The 19,256-nt window shown below is 65.4% G+C and carries 13 protein-coding genes; 12 read left to right on the top strand and 1 reads right to left on the bottom strand.

All coding sequences use genetic code 11. The features are described 5' to 3' along the window. Positions 1-59: 59 nt before the first annotated feature. The 3 genes from nusG (at position 60) to rplA (ending at position 2,329) form a co-directional block, all read left to right on the top strand. Positions 60-890, top strand: a complete 831-nt coding sequence (gene nusG / locus ACZ9GM_RS09560) for a transcription termination/antitermination protein NusG (protein ID WP_291473151.1) — start codon at positions 60-62, stop codon at positions 888-890. A gap of 164 nt (positions 891-1,054) precedes the next feature. Then, positions 1,055-1,495, top strand: coding sequence for a 50S ribosomal protein L11 (gene rplK / locus ACZ9GM_RS09555; protein WP_014010913.1), 441 nt, complete (start codon positions 1,055-1,057; stop codon positions 1,493-1,495). A gap of 129 nt (positions 1,496-1,624) precedes the next feature. Then, positions 1,625-2,329 carry a 50S ribosomal protein L1 gene (rplA, locus tag ACZ9GM_RS09550; RefSeq protein ID WP_291473150.1) on the top strand — a complete coding sequence of 235 codons (705 nt, stop codon included), beginning with the start codon at positions 1,625-1,627 and terminating at the stop codon, positions 2,327-2,329. 123 nt (positions 2,330-2,452) lie between these two features. Here the strand turns inward: rplA and ACZ9GM_RS09545 are convergent, their stop codons facing one another. After that, entirely contained in the window at positions 2,453-3,400 is a 948-nt protein-coding gene (locus ACZ9GM_RS09545) for an esterase/lipase family protein (RefSeq protein WP_476037714.1), read from the bottom strand. A 365-nt stretch (positions 3,401-3,765) separates the two neighbouring features. On the opposite strand from ACZ9GM_RS09545, the gene rplJ reads away from it, so the two are divergent. From rplJ to tuf, 9 genes are all read left to right on the top strand, one after another. Then, a complete protein-coding gene (rplJ, locus tag ACZ9GM_RS09540; RefSeq protein WP_288630546.1) occupies positions 3,766-4,284 on the top strand; it encodes a 50S ribosomal protein L10 in 519 nt (172 codons plus the stop codon). A gap of 81 nt (positions 4,285-4,365) precedes the next feature. Next, positions 4,366-4,749, top strand: coding sequence for a 50S ribosomal protein L7/L12 (gene rplL, locus ACZ9GM_RS09535; protein WP_014010909.1), 384 nt, complete (start codon positions 4,366-4,368; stop codon positions 4,747-4,749). 118 nt (positions 4,750-4,867) lie between these two features. Continuing rightward, complete coding sequence (pgfA, locus tag ACZ9GM_RS09530; protein ID WP_291473148.1) at positions 4,868-5,872, top strand: cell envelope lipid trafficking protein PgfA; 1,005 nt, start codon at positions 4,868-4,870, stop codon at positions 5,870-5,872. Positions 5,873-6,198: 326 nt separating this feature from the next. Continuing rightward, complete coding sequence (gene rpoB / locus ACZ9GM_RS09525; protein ID WP_291473514.1) at positions 6,199-9,708, top strand: DNA-directed RNA polymerase subunit beta; 3,510 nt, start codon at positions 6,199-6,201, stop codon at positions 9,706-9,708. 68 nt (positions 9,709-9,776) lie between these two features. Further along, positions 9,777-13,748: a DNA-directed RNA polymerase subunit beta' gene (locus ACZ9GM_RS09520; RefSeq protein WP_476037713.1), complete on the top strand. Its 3,972-nt coding sequence runs from the start codon at positions 9,777-9,779 to the stop codon at positions 13,746-13,748. Positions 13,749-14,461: 713 nt separating this feature from the next. Further along, positions 14,462-14,833 carry a 30S ribosomal protein S12 gene (gene rpsL, locus ACZ9GM_RS09515; RefSeq protein ID WP_014010904.1) on the top strand — a complete coding sequence of 124 codons (372 nt, stop codon included), beginning with the start codon at positions 14,462-14,464 and terminating at the stop codon, positions 14,831-14,833. A 3-nt stretch (positions 14,834-14,836) separates the two neighbouring features. Further along, complete coding sequence (gene rpsG / locus ACZ9GM_RS09510) at positions 14,837-15,307, top strand: 30S ribosomal protein S7 (RefSeq protein WP_014010903.1); 471 nt, start codon at positions 14,837-14,839, stop codon at positions 15,305-15,307. 24 nt (positions 15,308-15,331) lie between these two features. Continuing rightward, positions 15,332-17,458, top strand: coding sequence for an elongation factor G (gene fusA / locus ACZ9GM_RS09505; protein WP_291473516.1), 2,127 nt, complete (start codon positions 15,332-15,334; stop codon positions 17,456-17,458). Positions 17,459-17,823: 365 nt separating this feature from the next. Beyond that, positions 17,824-19,014: an elongation factor Tu gene (tuf, locus tag ACZ9GM_RS09500; RefSeq protein ID WP_288630564.1), complete on the top strand. Its 1,191-nt coding sequence runs from the start codon at positions 17,824-17,826 to the stop codon at positions 19,012-19,014. Positions 19,015-19,256: the final 242 nt, after the last annotated feature.

The raw sequence follows: 19,256 nt of genomic DNA, 5'->3' as shown, positions 1-19,256 counted from the left end.
GGCCGACAACGGCCCGGGTGTCATCCCGTCACCGCCACAGACTTGGAAAGGATCCACCGATGAGTGAGCAGAACGAGGCCCAGGCCGACAAGCTCAGTGCCGAGGGTCTGGCCGCCGCCGCCCAGGAGGACGTCCAGCAGTCGGTCTCCGACCTTCAGGCTCAGGCCGGCCAGGCCGGCGAGTCCGACGGCGAGGAGGCCCCGGTCTCCGCCGAGGACGCGGCCCTCGAGGCCTACAAGACCCGCCTGCGCGAGTTCATGCGTGCCCTGAAGAAGCTGCCGGGCAGCTGGTACATCATCCAGTGCTACTCGGGCTACGAGAACAAGGTGAAGACCAACCTGGAGATGCGCGCCCAGACCCTCGGTGTGGACCAGCAGATCCATGAGGTCGTCGTCCCGATCGAAGAGGTCACCCAGGTCAAGGACGGCAAGAAGAAGATCGTCAAGCAGAAGCTGCTGCCGGGCTACGTCCTGGTCCGCGTCGAGCTGGACGACCCGTCCTGGTCCGTCATCCGTGACACCCCGGGCGTCACCTCCTTCGTCGGCAACGCCGGCGAGCCGACCCCGGTGAAGATCCGCGAGGTCGCCAAGTTCCTGCTTCCGCCGGAGACCGCCACCGTCCCGGAGGACGCCGAGGGTGCCGATTCCGCGTCCGGTGTCGACGTCTCCGCCACCGGTGTGGCCATGGCACCGACCCCGACCGCCAACCAGGTCGAGGTCGACTACGAGGTCGGCGAGTCCGTCACCGTCCTCTCCGGTCCGTTCGCCTCGGTCTCCGCGACCATCTCAGAGATCGACGCCGCGAACAGCAAGCTCAAGGCCCTGGTCTCCATCTTCGGCCGCGAGACCCCGGTCGAGCTGGAGTTTGACCAGGTCGAGAAGCTCAACTAAGCTCTCTCCGGTTGCCCGTAGGATTCGTCCACCAGGATTCTCCGTCGGGCAGCAGTACATACATTCCACCCGGTGGCCGGTAACCAGTCCGGCATCCGGTCAGGCCGTTCCCCTGTCGCCACGGGGGAGCCGAGGGTGCCTGATACCACGTGAAGAGGTGCAACATGGCGAAGAAGAAGAAGGTCACCGGCCTCATCAAGCTCCAGATCCAGGCTGGCGCCGCTAACCCGGCCCCGCCGGTCGGCCCGGCGCTGGGTGCGCACGGCGTCAACATCATGGAGTTCTGCAAGGCCTACAACGCGGCGACCGAGTCCCAGCGCGGCAACGTCATCCCGGTCGAGATCACCGTCTACGAGGACCGTAGCTTCGACTTCAAGCTGAAGACCCCGCCGGCAGCCAAGCTGCTGCTGAAGGCCGCCGGTATCCAGAAGGGCTCCGGCGTCCCCCACACCGACAAGGTCGGTGAGGTCACCTGGGCCCAGTGCCGGGAGATCGCCGAGACCAAGTTCGAGGACATCAACGCCAACGACCTGGAGAACGGCGCCCGCATCATCGCCGGCACCGCCCGTTCCATGGGCATCGTCGTCACCGGCGCCCCGGCGTAACGGCCCGGCCTGAGCACAGGTCACTGAGCTAGACCGGCCGGGTCATTCCGGCCGTGCACCACCCCTACATACCGTGGCAGGGCCCGCTTCGGCCCGCACCACAGTCCGATTCCACTGATTGGAACCCCAATGAGCACCAAGTCCAAGGCTTTCAAGGCCGCCGCAGAGAAGATCGACGCCGGTCGTATCTACCGTCCGCTCGAGGCCACCAAGCTGGCCAAGGAGACCTCCTCCAAGAACTTCGACGCCACCGTCGACGTCGCCGTCCGCCTGGGCGTCGACCCCCGCAAGGCTGACCAGCTGGTCCGCGGCACCGTCTCCCTGCCCAACGGCACCGGTAAGAACGTCCGCGTCATCGTCTTCGCCGAGGGCCCGAACGCCACCGCCGCCGAAGAGGCCGGCGCTGAGGCTGTCGGCACCGCCGAGCTGATCGAGAAGATCCAGGGCGGCTGGACCGATTTCGATGCCGCGATCGCCACCCCGGACCAGATGGCCAAGGTCGGCCGCGTCGCCCGCGTCCTCGGCCCGCGTGGTCTGATGCCGAACCCGAAGACCGGCACCGTCACCACCGACGTCGCCAAGGCTGTCCAGGAGATCAAGGGCGGTAAGATCTCCTTCCGCGTCGACAAGGCCTCCAACCTGCACGCCGTCATCGGTAAGGCCTCCTTCACCGAGCAGGCTCTCGCCGAGAACTACGGCGCCCTGATCGACGAGCTGCAGCGCCAGAAGCCGTCCGCGGCCAAGGGCATCTACCTCAAGAAGGTCACCATCTCCACCACCTCGGGCCCGGGCATCCCGGTCGACCCGTCCGTGGTCAAGGACTACACCGCGTAGTTTCCGCGGCGTCCCCGCGTCTTTCCCCGTCAGGCGGATTGCGCCGGATACAGCTGAACCCCCGTCACCGTGCATCCACGGCGGCGGGGGTTCTGCTGTAGCCGACCCGGGACACAGTGCGGCCTACTTCTTGCCGATCTTCCCCCAGAAGGGGAGGACCCGGCCGGTCACGTGCGGGTGGTTCGCCCGGTAGTCACCGTCCGGACCGTGGTCGAGAGCCTCGAGCATGAGGTCGATCGCGCGAGGAGAGTAGAGCAGCGAGAGGTGGTCACTGATGTCCCTGCCGTTGCCGTGGTCCTGCACCTGCAGATTGCGCACCGTCGCGCCCTCACCCTCCTCCAGGAACTGGGTCCGCCAGGGGGTGACGATCTCGTCGTATCGGCTGCACAGCATGGTGTAGTCGACGCCCGGCACGGTGTCCCCGTGCAGGTTGATGTGGGCCATGGCCGCTGACCCCGGCATCTGGTCCTCCGCGCACCGCCCGAGGAGGGAGCGCAGCGGACCGTAGAGACCGCGGTTCTTGCTCCAACGGCCCAGGGACCCCAGCCCGCTCATCGTGGTCCCGTGGTTCGAACCGGCGAAACCGATCACCCTGCGAACCTTCGGGGCGATGCCGGCGGCCGGGTCACCTGCTCCGCCCGAGTCACTGAGATACAGCCGGGCCTGGGCGACACCCTGGGAGTGTCCGATGAGATCCACAGCGGCGGCTCCGGTGTGCTCCAGGACCTTGTCGATGAAGGCCGCGACCTCGGGCTGGGCGTCCAGCAGTCCGGCGTTGCCGAAACAGGCACGGCGGCGACCGAGGAAGCACGACGGATCCTGTCCGTAGTTGACCGCGAAGACCCGGTAGCCGGCGTCCACCAGGGTGGGGGCGATGAGCGACCAGGTGCAGTAGCTGTTCATCCATGTGCCATGGATGAGGACCACGGGGACGGATCCGGGACCGGACTCCGCCAGGGGAGTGCCCCAGTCATTGACCCCGTCGGGCATTCGGCGGGGATGGCGCTGGGAGTAGAGGAACGCCGGGGTGAAGGCACGTGGCGTGTGGTCTGTGACGAGCCGAGTGTCCATTTCTCAGACGATATCTGTCCGGCGGCGCGAACGTCCCTGAATCCGACGATTTGGTGGTGCGGCCGCCGGTCGTCTAGAGTTCATCCACGAAGTTTGACCGCGGGTCACCCGCGGACGTTCAAGTTTCACCGAAGACCGTCGGTCACTGCATCTTTCCTGAGTCCCCAGGGATTCCCGGACAGGATGTGGCGAAGGACCATCGAAGACGATGGCGGCCCGCGCAGGAGAAACGCGAGGACATGCAGCTCCCACCCTCCGGGATGGCAAAGCTCCGACACGCCCCGTGCCCCTGCGGCACGGGGCGTGTCGTCGTCCGGTGGCCCGGCGGTCATGACACTGACAGACATCAGGAAGGAGGCGAGAGTATGGCAAACCCGAAGAACACCGCATCCGTCGCGGAGCTCACCGCCCGTTTCGAGGACGCGTCCGCCGCGATCCTCACCGAGTACCGCGGCCTGACCGTCGCCGAGACCACTGAGCTGCGCAAGGCCCTCGGTGCCGACGTGACCTACTCCGTCGCCAAGAACACCATGATCAAGCTGGCCGCCAAGCAGGCCGGTGTGGAGCTCGATGATGCTCAGCTGACCGGTCCGACCGCTGTCGCGTTCGTTCGCGGCGAGGCTGTCGACGCGGCGAAGGCCCTCAAGACCTTCTCCGGCGAGCACAAGCTCCTCGTGATCAAGGGCGGCAACATGGATGGCAACATCCTCGACGCCGCACAGGTTCAGGCAATCGCCGAGCTGGACAACCGCGAGACCACCCTGGCCAAGCTGGCCGGCGCCCTCAAGGGGCTGCCGACCAAGGCCGCCGGTCTGTTCAACGCCCCGGCTTCCCAGGTCGCACGGCTCGCCGTTGCGCTCCAGGACAAGAAGGACGCCGCGTAAGCGGTCTCCCTCTGCGGAACACACACTCTGTATACCCCTGTCCCACCCTACGGTGGGGCGCATGAACGAAAGGAAGCCACCATGGCTAAGTTCACCAACGACGAGCTCCTCGAAGCTTTCAAGGAAATGACCCTCATCGAGCTCTCTGAGTTCGTCAAGCTCTTCGAGGACACCTTCGACGTCACCGCTGCCGCTCCGGTCGCCGTCGCCGCTGCCGGTGCCCCGGCCGCCGGTGCCGCTGAGGAAGAGAAGGACGAGTTCGACGTCGTGCTCGAGGACGCCGGCGCCAAGAAGATCGGCGTCATCAAGGTCGTCCGCGAGATCGTCTCCGGTCTGGGCCTGAAGGAGGCCAAGGAGCTGGTCGAGGCCGCTCCGAAGGCCATCCTCGAGGGTGCTTCCAAGGACGACGCCGAGGCTGCCAAGGCCAAGCTCGAAGAGGCCGGCGCCAAGATCTCCCTCAAGTAAGAGGAATCTGCGCTCCCTACAGAGCCCGCTCCCGTCAGGGAGCACCGCGACCCCCGGTCTGCACCACGTGTGCAGGGCGGGGGTCGTCCGTACAGGCACCACCTATACGATGGTCCGCATGCTTCCGAAGTCTCGCATCCTCTCCGTCCTCGCCCTGGGTCTCGGGTGCATCCTCCTGGGGGTCGGGCTCATCCTGCCCCGCCTGGTGGACGCCGACCGTCCGGTGCCGCTGGACCTGGGGGACACGCAGTTGACCGTGTCCGATCCCGAGGCGACGATCGGCAAGGCCTACCTGGCGACCGCGGGGGAGAACGACCCGGATGTCATCACCGGGCCGGTGTCGCGGAACGTCGCGGTCACCCTGGGGGATCCTGCCGACGACAACGAGGCGGCGGCGACCGTGGGTGTCACGACGATGCGCGACGACATGGCGGAGTCCCTCGGCGACCAGGTCGGCCTGCTGGACGCCGAGGTGTGGACGATGCGTGTGGACCGCTTCTCCGGTGCGGCCACCGGTGACGTCAAGGTCGCCGACACGCTGGGGACGCCGGCCGGGGAAGCCACGGTTGACGGCCAGTGGCTGAAGTTCCCGCACCACACGGAACAGTCCGAGTACCCGTTCTTCGATACGCTGCTGCGCCGCGCCCTGCCGGCGTCCTTCGACCGGGCAGAGGAAATCGACGGTCACGAGGTCTACGTCTTCCGCCAGGAGATGGACGCCGAACCGGTGATGGAGGGCAACCCGAACCACATAAGGCTGACGCAGAATGTCACGACCGCGGGAGAGGACGGGGAGCCGGGGACGTCCACGGTCTCGACCCTGCACCGCAGTGGCACCCGGGAGATCGCCGTGGAACCCTCGAGCGGCATGATCGTCTCGGTTCGCGAGGATCTTCACGACTACTACGCGGCCGATGACGGTACGGAGACCGGACTGCTGCTTGACCTGCACGGGGAGACCCCGGAAGAGGAGCGCGGTGCCCTGCTGTCCCAGGCCGTCGAGGTCGGGGAGGACAGGCCTGTACGCACCTGGTCTCTTGTCTGTGTGGTGATCGGTGCTATCGTGACTGTCGCCGCAGGAGTTGTTGCCCTCCGACCGCAGAGGAAGGGCCGCAAGGGCTGACCGGGCCGCACGGGAGACGGACAGGGACCGGGGAGAAGCGCAGGGGGGGGGAGAAGACCAGGGGGCGCGGGTGGACTTATGTCCGTGCGTGATATAAGGTTGACGTTTGCGCTGGACTGATCTCCGGCGGTTCTGCGGAGAACACCGACGACCTTGACGGGTGATGGATTGAAAACACCACTTGACAAGGTCCATTAAGTGTTTCTACGCCCGGAATGATCTTCCGGGGACGAACCACCGGGACGTCAGTCCCTCACAGACCATCACAGACCGTACGCTCAAGCAACCGTGTTCGCCGAGATTCAAGACCCCGGCAGACACGTGAGGTGCTGGAAGGACCCATCTTGGCAGTCTCCCGCCAGACCAGTTCCACGGCCGGAATCCCCGGGGCTTCGCATCGATACTCCTTCGCGAAGATCGATGCCCCGATCGAGGTGCCCGGTCTTCTCGACGTTCAGAGAGAGTCCTTCGCCTGGCTCGTCGGCACGCCGGAGTGGCGTGCCCGTCGGCAGGCCCAGGCAGAGGAAGGGACCCGCGTCACCAGCGGTCTCGAGGACATCCTCGAAGAGCTCTCCCCTGTCGAGGACTACTCCGAGAACATGTCCCTGACCCTGTCCGAGCCGCGCTTCGACGACGTGAAGAACACGATCGACGAGTGCAAGGACAAGGACATCAACTACTCCGCGCCGCTGTACGTGACTGCGGAGTTCACCAACGCCCTCTCCGGCGAGATCAAGAGCCAGACCGTCTTCATCGGTGATTTCCCGATGATGACGGACAAGGGCACGTTCATCATCAACGGCACCGAGCGTGTCGTCGTGTCCCAGCTCGTCCGCTCCCCGGGCGTCTACTTCGACGAGTCCATCGACGCGTCCACCGAGCGTCCGCTGCACGCCGTGAAGGTGATCCCTTCCCGCGGTGCGTGGCTGGAGTTCGACGTCGACAAGCGCGACACCGTCGGTGTCCGCATCGACCGCAAGCGCCGCCAGCCTGTCACCGTCCTGCTGAAGGCCCTGGGTCTGACCACCGAGGAGATCACCGAGCGTTTCGGTTTCTCCGAGATCATGATGACCACCCTCGAGAAGGACGGCGTCGCCAACACCGACGAGGCCCTCCTCGAGATCTACCGCAAGCAGCGTCCCGGTGAGTCGCCGACCCGTGACTCCGCCCAGGCACTGCTGGAGAACAGCTTCTTCAAGGCGAAGCGCTACGACCTGGCCAAGGTCGGCCGCTACAAGGTCAACCGCAAGCTCGGCCTCGACGGCGACACCGGTGAGATGACCCTCACCGAGCAGGACATCCTGACCACCATCGAGTACCTCGTGCGTCTGCACGCCGGTGAGAAGTCCATGACTTCCCCGGACGGCACCGAGATCCCGCTGGGCACCGACGACATCGACCATTTCGGCAACCGTCGCCTGCGTACCGTCGGTGAGCTGATCCAGAATCAGATCCGCGTGGGCCTGTCCCGCATGGAGCGTGTCGTGCGAGAGCGTATGACCACGCAGGACGCTGAGTCCATCACCCCGACCTCGCTGATCAACGTGCGCCCGGTCTCCGCGGCCATCCGCGAGTTCTTCGGAACCTCCCAGCTGTCCCAGTTCATGGACCAGAACAACTCGCTGTCGGGTCTGACCCACAAGCGTCGTCTGTCCGCCCTGGGCCCCGGTGGTCTGTCCCGTGAGCGCGCCGGCCTCGAGGTCCGCGACGTCCACGCATCCCACTACGGTCGCATGTGCCCGATCGAGACCCCTGAGGGTCCGAACATCGGTCTGATCGGTAACCTCGCGACCTACGCCCGCGTCAACCCCTTCGGTTTCATCGAGACCCCGTACCGTCGTGTCGACAACGGTGTCATCACCGATCAGGTGGACTACCTGACCGCCGATGAAGAGGACCGCCACGTCATCGCCCAGGCGAAGACCCCGGTCGACGCCGACGGTCGCTTCGTCGACGAGCAGATCGAGGTTCGTCTCCGTGCCGGCGACGTCGAGGTCGTTCCGGCCACCGAGGTCGACTACATGGACGTCTCCCCGCGGCAGATGGTCTCCGTGGGTACCGCGATGATCCCGTTCCTCGAGCACGACGACGCCAACCGTGCCCTCATGGGTGCGAACATGCAGAAGCAGGCTGTGCCGCTGCTGCGTGGCGAGGCCCCGTACGTCGGTACCGGCATGGAGCTCCGTGCCGCCTACGACGCCGGTGACGTCATCGTCACACCGAAGGCCGGTGCCGTGGAGTACGTCTCCGCCGACTACATCACCATCATGGACGATGACGGCGTGCGCGACACCTACATGCTGCGCAAGTTCGAGCGCACCAACCAGGGCACCTGCTACAACCAGGTCCCGCTGGTCGACCAGGGTCAGCGCGTCGAGGCCGGCCAGGCCATCGCTGACGGCCCCGGCACCCGCAACGGCGAGATGTCGCTGGGCCGTAACCTCCTCGTGGCGTTCATGCCGTGGGAAGGCCACAACTACGAGGACGCCATCATCCTCAACCAGCGCGTCGTGGAGGAGGACCTCCTCACCTCGATCCACATCGAGGAGCACGAGATCGACGCCCGGGACACCAAGCTGGGCCCGGAGGAGATCACCCGCGACATCCCGAACGTCGGCGAGGACGTCCTCGCAGACCTCGACGACCGCGGTATCGTCCGCATCGGTGCCGACGTCCGTGACGGCGACATCCTCGTCGGTAAGGTCACCCCGAAGGGTGAGACCGAGCTGACCCCGGAGGAGCGCCTGCTGCGCGCCATCTTCGGCGAGAAGGCCCGCGAGGTCCGCGACACCTCCATGAAGGTGCCCCACGGTGAGACCGGCAAGGTCATCGGCGTCCGCGTGTTCTCCCGCGAGGACGACGACGACCTGGCCCCCGGTGTCAACCAGATGGTCCGCGTCTACGTCGCCCAGAAGCGCAAGATCCAGGACGGCGACAAGATGGCCGGCCGCCACGGCAACAAGGGTGTCGTCGGCAAGATCCTGCCGCAGGAGGACATGCCCTTCCTGCCGGACGGCACGCCGATCGACTTCATCCTGAACACCCACGGTGTTCCGCGTCGTATGAACATCGGTCAGGTCCTCGAGACCCACCTCGGCTGGCTCGCCAAGTACGGCTGGACCGTGGACACCCAGTCCGAGGACCCGAAGGTCCAGGCCATGCTGGACACGCTGCCGGAGGACCTCTACGAGGTTCCGCCGGAGTCGCTGGTCGCCACCCCGGTGTTCGACGGTGCCGAGAACGAGGAGATCTCCGGTCTGCTCCGCTCGATCAACCCGAACTCCGACGGCACCCGGCTGACCGATGAGTTCGGCAAGGCCGTGCTCATCGACGGTCGCTCCGGTGAACCCTTCCCGTACCCCGTCTCGGTCGGCTACAAGTACATGCTGAAGCTGCACCACCTGGTCGACGAGAAGATCCACGCCCGTTCCACCGGTCCGTACTCCATGATCACCCAGCAGCCGCTCGGTGGTAAGGCCCAGTTCGGTGGACAGCGCTTCGGTGAGATGGAGGTGTGGGCCATGCAGGCGTATGGCGCGGCCTACACCCTGCAGGAGCTGCTCACCATCAAGTCCGATGACGTTGTCGGCCGTGTGAAGGTCTACGAGGCCATCGTCAAGGGCGAGAACATCCCGGATCCGGGCATCCCCGAGTCCTTCAAGGTCCTCCTCAAGGAGCTGCAGTCCCTGTGCCTCAACGTCGAGGTGCTCGCCGCGGACGGTACTCCGATGGAGCTCAGCTCGACGGATGACGACGAACTCGACCACGCCAACGCTGCGCTGGGCATCAACCTGTCCCGCGATGAGCGTCCGGACGCCGAGACCGACGTCGTCTAACCCAGACACCTTCCCACTTTTCACCGCACTACCGCCCTCCGGAACCACGGAGGGGAAAGGGAGTCCCCGTGCTGGACGTCAATTTCTTTGACGAGCTCCGTATCGGTCTCGCCACCGCCGACGACATCCGTCGTTGGTCCCACGGCGAGGTCAAGAAGCCTGAGACCATCAACTACCGCACCCTGAAGCCCGAGAAGGACGGCCTCTTCTGCGAGCGCATCTTCGGCCCGACCCGGGACTGGGAGTGTGCCTGCGGCAAGTACAAGCGAGTCCGTTACAAGGGCATCATCTGTGAGCGCTGCGGCGTCGAGGTGACCAAGTCCAAGGTCCGTCGTGAGCGTATGGGCCACATCGAGCTCGCCGCGCCGGTGACCCACATCTGGTACTTCAAGGGTGTGCCGTCCCGTCTGGGCTACCTGCTCGACCTCGCTCCGAAGGATCTCGAGAAGATCATCTACTTCGCCGCGAACATCATCACCTCCGTGGATGACGAGGGTCGTCACAACGACCAGTCCACCCTCGAGGCCGAGATGCTCCTGGAGAAGAAGGAGGTCGAGAACGACCGCGACGCCGAGCTGGCGGAGCGTTCCGAGAAGCTCGAGGCAGACCTGGCCGAGCTCGAGGCCGCCGGCGCCAAGGCCGACGCCAAGCGCAAGATCCAGACCGCCGCCGAGCGCGAGATGCGCCACATCCGTGAGCGCGCCGAGCGCGAGGTCGCACGTCTCGACGAGATCTGGACCACCTTCGTCAAGCTCGCCCCGAAGCAGATGATCGTCGACGAGGGCATCTACAACGAGCTCTTCGACCGCTACGAGGACTACTTCACCGGCGGCATGGGTGCCGAGGCGATCCAGACCCTCATCCGGTCCTTCGACCTCGAAGCCGAGGCCGAGACCCTCCGCGAGACCATCCGCTCCGGCAAGGGCCAGAAGAAGCTCCGCGCCCTCAAGCGCCTCAAGGTCGTCGCCGCGTTCCTGCGTTCCGGCAACGACCCGGCCGGCATGGTCCTCGACGCTGTCCCGGTGATCCCGCCGGAGCTGCGCCCGATGGTCCAGCTCGACGGTGGCCGCTTCGCGACCTCCGACCTCAACGACCTCTACCGTCGTGTGATCAACCGCAACAACCGCCTCAAGCGCATGCTCGACCTCGGTGCCCCCGAGATCATCGTGAACAACGAGAAGCGCATGCTGCAGGAGTCCGTCGACGCCCTGTTCGACAACGGTCGTCGTGGTCGTCCGGTCACCGGACCGGGCAACCGCCCGCTGAAGTCCCTCTCTGACCTCCTCAAGGGTAAGCAGGGTCGCTTCCGTCAGAACCTGCTCGGTAAGCGCGTGGACTACTCCGGTCGTTCCGTGATCATCGTCGGCCCGCAGCTGAAGCTGCACCAGTGTGGTCTGCCGAAGCAGATGGCCCTGGAGCTCTTCAAGCCCTTCGTGATGAAGCGCCTGGTCGAGAAGCAGTACGCCCAGAACATCAAGTCCGCCAAGCGGATGGTGGAGCGTCAGCGCCCCGAGGTGTGGGACGTCCTGGAGGACGCCATCTCCGAGCACCCGGTGATGCTGAACCGTGCGCCTACCCTGCACCGCCTGGGTATCCAGGCCTTCGAGCCCGTCCTGGTCGAGGGTAAGGCCATCCAGCTGCACCCGCTGGCCTGTGAGGCCTTCAACGCCGACTTCGACGGTGACCAGATGGCTGTCCACCTGCCACTGTCCGATGAGGCGCAGGCCGAGGCACGCATCCTCATGCTGGCGTCCAACAACATCCTGTCGCCGGCGTCCGGTAAGCCGCTGGCTATGCCGCGTCTCGACATGGTGACTGGTCTGTACTTCCTGACCATGCCGAAGGCCGCGGACGAGATCGGTGGCCAGGGGCGCTACACCCCGGCCGACGAGAACGGCCCGGAGAAGGGCGTGTACTCCTCTCTCGCCGAGGCGATCATGGCCCGCGACCGCGGCGTCCTGGGTCTCCAGGCTCCGATCAAGGTCCGGATCAGCCACCTGCGTCCGACCGCCGAGGTCGAGGCCGAGCAGTTCCCCGACGGCTGGAACAAGGGCGACACCTGGCTGGCGTCCACCACCCTGGGCCGCGTGCTCTTCAACGAGCTGCTGCCGTGGAACTACCCGTTCGTCGACGGCGTCATGGCCAAGAAGCCGCAGGCCGCGATCATCAACGATCTCGCCGCACGCTACCCGATGATCACCGTCGCGCAGACCGTGGACAAGCTGAAGGACGCCGGTTTCTACTGGGCGACCCGTTCCGGCGTGACCATCACCATGCACGACGTGCTGGTCCTGCCGAACAAGAAGGAGATCCTGGACCGCTACGAGCAGCGCGCCCAGGTCATCGAGAAGAAGTTCGGCCGCGGTGCCATCAACGGCACCGAGCGCTACAACTCCCTGGTCGACCTCTGGAAGGAAGCCACCGACTTCGTCGGTGAGTCCGTGGAGAAGCTGTACCCGGACGACAACCCGATCCCGATGATCGTGAAGTCCGGCGCGGCCGGCAACATGCGTCAGATCTGGACCCTGGCCGGCATGAAGGGCATGGTCACGAATTCGCGTGGTGACTACATCACCCGCCCGATCAAGACCTCCTTCCGTGAGGGCCTGTCCGTCCTGGAGTACTTCAACAACTCCCACGGTTCCCGTAAGGGCCTGGCCGACACCGCTCTGCGTACCGCCGACTCCGGCTACCTGACCCGTCGACTCGTCGACGTGGCCCAGGACGTCATCGTCCGCGAGGACGACTGCGGTACCAGGCGCGGCGTCACCATGCCGCTCGCTGACCCGGTGCTGGACGCCCAGGGTGCCGAGACCGGTTCCTTCCGTCGCGCCGAGTTCGTCGAGACCGCTGTCCAGGGTCGTTTCCTGACCGCGGACGCCACCGACGACAACGGCCAGGTCATCATCCCCGCGGGTGTCGACCTGGGCGACCCGGAGATCGACAAGCTGGTCGAGGCCGGTGTGCGCGAGGTCAAGCTGCGCTCCGTCATGACCTGTGAGACCTCCACCGGTGTCTGTGCGACCTGCTACGGCCGGTCCATGGCGTCCGGCAAGAAGGTCGACATCGGAGAGGCTGTCGGCATCGTGGCCGCGCAGTCTATCGGTGAGCCCGGTACCCAGCTGACCATGCGTACCTTCCACCAGGGTGGTGTCGGTGGCGACATCACCGGTGGTCTGCCGCGTGTCCAGGAGCTCTTCGAGGCCCGTGTCCCGAAGGCGAAGGCGCCCATCGCCTCCGTCGACGGCACCGTGCGCATCGAGGACGACGAGAACTTCTACACCCTCACCATCGTCCCGGACGACGGTTCCGACGAGGTCGTGTACGAGAAGCTCTCGAAGCGTCAGGGCCTGGCTGTCCTCAAGGTCGGCGACTTCGAGCGTCAGATCAAGCAGGGCGACCACGTGACCGTCGGTCAGCAGCTCCTCAAGGGTGCCGCCGATCCGCACGAGGTTCTCCGCGTCCTCGGTCGCCGTGGTGTCCAGCAGCACCTCATCAACGAGGTGCAGAAGGTTTACCGCGACCAGGGTGTGGCCATCCACGACAAGCACATCGAGATCATCGTGCGTCAGATGCTGCGCCGCGTGACGGTCATCGACTCCGGTTCGACCGAGTACCTCCCGGGTTCCCTCGTCGACCACGCCGACGCCGTCGCCGCCTCCAAGGAGGCCGTGCGTACCGGTGGACGCCCGGTCGAGGTCCGTGCCGAGATCATGGGTATCACCAAGGCGTCGCTGGCCACCGACTCCTGGCTGTCGGCCGCCTCCTTCCAGGAGACGACCCGTGTGCTGACGGACGCCGCGATCAACAAGCGGTCCGACAAGCTCATCGGCCTCAAGGAGAACGTGATCATCGGTAAGCTGATCCCGGCCGGTACCGGTATCTCCCGGTACCGCAACATCTCTGTCGAGCCGACCGCGGAGGCCCGTGCCGCCGCGTACCAGATGCCGGACTCCTACGGCTCCGGATTCTACGGTGACGACGGCTTCGGTGACTTCACCGGTGCTGCCGTCCCACTGGACGACATCGACATGAACTAGTCATGAAGTAGTTCCGGCCCAACCGGACATGTGAGCCCGGATCCTGCACTGCGGGGTCCGGGCTCTGTCGTCGGTGGGGGACATGTCGGCCGGCGGCGTAGTTGTCGGTGGGCCGGTGGTAGCCGTGCACTCGTACACAACCGTCACGTTTTCCGCGCTCGCGAACAACGGAGAAGCCTGTTCCGTCATGATTGTGTGCGCGGGCACGAGGGTACCGCCCAGAAACACGACCTGGGATGCGGGATCCGTGCTGTGCGGCCCCACCTGCGCGGCCGGAGGCAGGTACGCAGGGAGAGGATGCAGGGAGAGGACCCGGCGAGAGGGCCCGGGGAGAGGGCCCGGGGAGAGGGCCCGGGGAGAGGACGCTGAGAGTGGAGCGGAAACGGGACGCGGAAAGTGGAGCGAGGGGTCACGCCGGCGGCACAGTCGCACCAGCGCTGCGTCCTGAAGGGATTTGGCTGTACGCTCCGCATACGGTAGTGTCCAACCCCAGTCCCCGTATCAGGACTCATCCGGCCGTCGAGAGACGGTGTGGCCCCTGGGTCACCGATGATGAATCAGCAGGATGAAACTCACCCCGTAGGCCAGCGAGAGCGGCTGAGGGGTTTCGGCACGTTTAAAACAAAGTGCGCCGAGTGTCCGGGGAGAGGTCTCGTTGGCCGGCAGTGTCGACGGCACCGTCGACCGAAGTACTGAAACAAGAAAGTCGGTTCATGCCTACTATCCAGCAGCTGGTCCGTAAGGGCCGCCACGACAAGACGGCGAAGGTTGCGACCGCCGCCCTCAAGGGTTCCCCGCAGCGTCGCGGCGTGTGCACCCGCGTGTACACCACCACCCCGAAGAAGCCGAACTCCGCGCTCCGTAAGGTCGCCCGTGTTCGCCTCACCTCCGGCATCGAGGTTTCCGCCTACATCCCCGGTGAGGGCCACAACCTCCAGGAGCACTCCATGGTGCTCGTCCGTGGTGGTCGTGTGAAGGACCTTCCGGGTGTCCGTTACAAGATCGTCCGTGGTTCCCTCGATACCCAGGGTGTCAAGGACCGCAAGCAGGCCCGTTCCCGCTACGGCGCGAAGAAGGAGAAGTAAAACATGCCTCGCAAGGGTCCCGCCCCCGCACGCCCGATCGTCAAGGATCCGGTCTACGACGACGTCATCGTCTCCCAGCTGGTCAACAAGATCCTGCTGGACGGCAAGAAGTCCACCGCTGAGCGCATCGTCTACAGCGCCCTGGAGACCTGCCGTGAGAAGACCGGCACCGACCCGGTCCTCACCCTCAAGAAGGCCCTCGACAACGTGAAGCCGGCCCTCGAGGTCCGCTCCCGTCGTGTCGGTGGCGCCACCTACCAGGTGCCGGTCGAGGTCCGCCCGGGCCGCGCCACCACCCTCGCCCTCCGTTGGCTCGTGACCTTCACCCGCCAGCGCCGCGAGAACACCATGACCGAGCGTCTCGCCAACGAGATCCTGGATGCCTCCAACGGTCTCGGTGCCTCCGTGAAGCGTCGTGAGGACACCCACAAGATGGCTGAGGCGAACCGCGCCTTCGCCCACTACCGCTGGTAACCCACGAGAGTTTAAGGAATCACAGTGGCACAGGAAGTCCAGAAGGACCTCAAGAAGGTCCGCAACATCGGCATCATGGCTCACATCGATGCCGGTAAGACCACGACCACCGAGCGTATCCTCTTCTACACGGGTATCAACCGGAAGGTCGGCGAGACCCACGACGGCGCCTCCACCACCGACTGGATGGAGCAGGAGAAGGAGCGTGGTATCACCATCACCTCCGCCGCCGTCACCTGTTTCTGGGACGAGAACCAGGTCAACATCATCGACACCCCCGGTCACGTCGACTTCACCGTCGAGGTTGAACGCTCGCTGCGCGTCCTCGACGGTGCTGTCGCCGTCTTCGACGGTAAGGAGGGCGTCGAGCCCCAGTCCGAGCAGGTCTGGCGTCAGGCCGACAAGTACGACGTCCCGCGCATCTGCTTCGTCAACAAGATGGACAAGCTGGGCGCTGACTTCTACTTCACCGTCCAGACCATCATCGACCGCCTCGGCGCCAAGCCGCTGGTCATGCAGCTGCCGATCGGTGCCGAGGACGAGTTCGACGGTGTCGTCGATCTCCTCAACATGAACGCCATCACCTGGCGCGGCAAGGTCGAGGTCGGCGCCGAGCCGACCATCGAGGAGATCCCCGCGGACCTGGCCGACAAGGCCGCCGAGTACCGCGAGAAGCTGCTCGAGACCGTCGCCGAGTCCGACGAAGCTCTCATGGAGAAGTACTTCGCCGGCGAGGAGCTGACGATCGACGAGATCAAGGGCGCCATCCGCAAGATGACGATCGCCTCCGAGATCTACCCGGTCCTCTGTGGTACCGCGTACCACAACAAGGGTATCCAGCCGATGCTGGACGCTGTCATTGATTTCCTCCCGTCCCCGCTGGACGTCGAGGCCATCGAGGGCCACAAGCCGGGCCACGAGGACGAGGCTCTCACCCGCAAGCCGTCCGACGACGAGCCGTTCTCCGCGCTCGCCTTCAAGATCGCAGCGCACCCGTTCTTCGGCAAGCTGACCTTCGTCCGCGTGTACTCCGGCTCCGTCGAGCCCGGCGAGCAGGTCCTGAATGCCGTCACCGGCAAGAAGGAGCGCATCGGCAAGCTCTTCCAGATGCACGCCAACAAGGAGAACCCGGTCGAGAAGGCGCACGCAGGTAACATCTACGCCTTCATCGGTCTCAAGGAGACCACCACCGGTGACACCCTCTGCTCGCTGACCGATCCGATCCAGCTGGAGTCCATGGACTTCCCGGATCCCGTGATCAAGGTCTCCATCGAGCCGAAGACCAAGTCCGACCAGGAGAAGCTGGGTGTCGCCATCCAGCGTCTGACCGAAGAGGACCCGACCTTCACCGTCGAGCTCGACGAGGAGACCGGCCAGACCATCATCGGTGGCATGGGCGAGCTTCACCTCGACGTCTTCGTCGACCGCATGAAGCGCGAGTTCAAGGTCGAGGCCAACGTGGGTGCCCCGCAGGTCGCCTACCGCGAGACCATCCGCAAGACGGTCGAGAAGGTCGAGTTCACCCACAAGAAGCAGACCGGTGGTTCCGGTCAGTTCGCAAAGGTGATCATCGGCATCGCCCCGTACAACCCGGACCCGGAGACCCTGGAGGAAGGCGAGGACCCGAACTACAAGTTCACCAACGCCGTCACCGGTGGTCGCATCCCCCGCGAGTACATCCCGTCGGTGGACGCCGGTATCCAGGACGCCATGCAGTACGGCTATCTCGCCGGCTTCCCGCTGGTCGACATCGAGGCCACCCTCATCGACGGTGCCTACCACGAGGTCGACTCCTCCGAGATGGCCTTCAAGATCGCCGGTTCCCAGGCTCTCAAGGAGGCTGTCGCCAAGGCGAAGCCGGTCCTCCTCGAGCCGCTGATGGCTGTCGAGGTCACCACCCCTGAGGAGTTCATGGGTGAGGTCATCGGCGACATCAACTCCCGTCGTGGCCAGATCGGTTCCATGGAGGACCGCTCCGGTGCGAAGGTCGTCAAGGGCAAGGTCCCGCTGTCCGAGATGTTCGGCTACGTCGGTGACCTGCGTTCGAAGACCCAGGGCCGTGCGAACTACACCATGATCTTCGACTCCTACGGTGAGGTCCCCTCCTCCGTGGCCCAGGAGATCATCGCCGAGCGCAACGGCAACGCCTAGCGTCCCCGGTACCTCACCATCCGTGGGGTTCCCCCGGTGAACAGATGTTCATCGGAGGGACGCCACGGGGGTAGGGGTCAGCACTCCGTATCCCTCACGTCAGGCCCGGTTTTCACGGACAGGGTTTGTGCGTTAGGATGCTGGGTGCTGGCCGTTACCCAGCCGCAGTGTGTCCGGCCGACCGACCTCGGTCCGTCCGGATGGAGTGGGTGAACCCCGCCCGGCAATCACACTGTCTGATGCTGTTACCGGCGTAAGTAAGGCCCGGGACAGGCCACCGCATCCGGCGGTGACTCCCTGTCACGGGAGATACACAACAAGTGGTCGCGAGAGTCGTGGCCACCGAGAAGTCCAGGAGGACAAAAGTGGCGAAGGCTAAGTTCGAGCGCACGAAGCCCCACGTTAACATCGGCACCATCGGTCACGTCGACCACGGCAAGACCACGACGACCGCTGCCATCACCAAGGTTCTGGCTGACACCTACCCGGACCTGAACCAGGCCTTCGCCTTCGACGCCATCGACAAGGCGCCGGAAGAGCGTGAGCGCGGCATCACGATCAACATCTCCCACGTGGAGTACCAGACCGAGAAGCGCCACTACGCCCACGTGGATGCCCCGGGTCACGCCGACTACATCAAGAACATGATCACCGGTGCTGCTCAGATGGACGGCGCGATCCTCGTAGTCGCCGCCACCGACGGCCCGATGCCGCAGACCCGTGAGCACGTCCTCCTGGCCCGCCAGGTCGGCGTCCCCTACATCCTCGTCGCCCTGAACAAGTGCGACATGGTTGACGACGAGGAGCTCATCGAGCTCGTCGAGATGGAGGTCCGCGAGCTTCTCGCCGAGCAGGACTACGATGAGGACGCCCCGATCGTCCGCATCTCCGCTCTGAAGGCTCTCGAGGGAGACCCGGAGTGGACCGCCAAGATCGTCGAGCTCATGCAGGCCTGCGATGACGCCATCCCGGACCCGGAGCGCGAGACCGACAAGCCGTTCCTGATGCCGGTCGAGGACATCTTCACCATCACCGGCCGCGGCACCGTGGTCACCGGTCGTGTGGAGCGGGGCGTCCTGAACCTGAACGACGAGGTCGAGATTCTCGGTATCCGCGAGAAGTCCCAGAAGACCACCGTCACCTCCATCGAGATGTTCAACAAGCTGCTCGACACCGCTGAGGCCGGCGACAACGCCGCCCTGCTGCTCCGCGGTCTCAAGCGCGAGGATGTCGAGCGCGGCCAGGTCATCGCCAAGCCGGGCGCCTACACCCCGCACAAGAGCTTCGAGGGCTCTGTTTACGTCCTGTCCAAGGACGAGGGCGGCCGCCACACCCCGTTCTTCGACAACTACCGTCCGCAGTTCTACTTCCGGACCACCGACGTCACCGGCGTCGTGAAGCTGCCGGAGGGCACCGACATGGTCATGCCCGGCGACAACGTCGACATGTCCGTCGAGCTCATCCAGCCGGTCGCCATGGACGAGGGCCTGCGCTTCGCTATCCGCGAGGGTGGCCGCACCGTCGGCGCCGGTCGTGTCACCAAGATCAACGACTAGTCTCGTTGACCTGGGTGTCCGGGCCCCGGCCCGGATGCAGGTACACACCGCCTGACACAGGCACCACGAAGCCCCCACCACTGATCCCCAGGGATCGGTGGCGGGGGCTTCGTCATGTCCGGTTCGGGATCCGGTGACGGTCCACTACGGGATGGCCGTCGGTGAGGGGGAGTGCACTGCCGGGCCACGACAGGGGCGGCGGACCAGATGGTCCGCCGCCCCGTGGTCCCTGACTTCAGCGC

The organism is Corynebacterium sp. UD i78 (assembly GCF_056280545.1).
The sequence above is the reverse complement of the archived record's forward strand: the minus strand, read 5'-3'. Positions and strand labels throughout refer to the sequence as shown.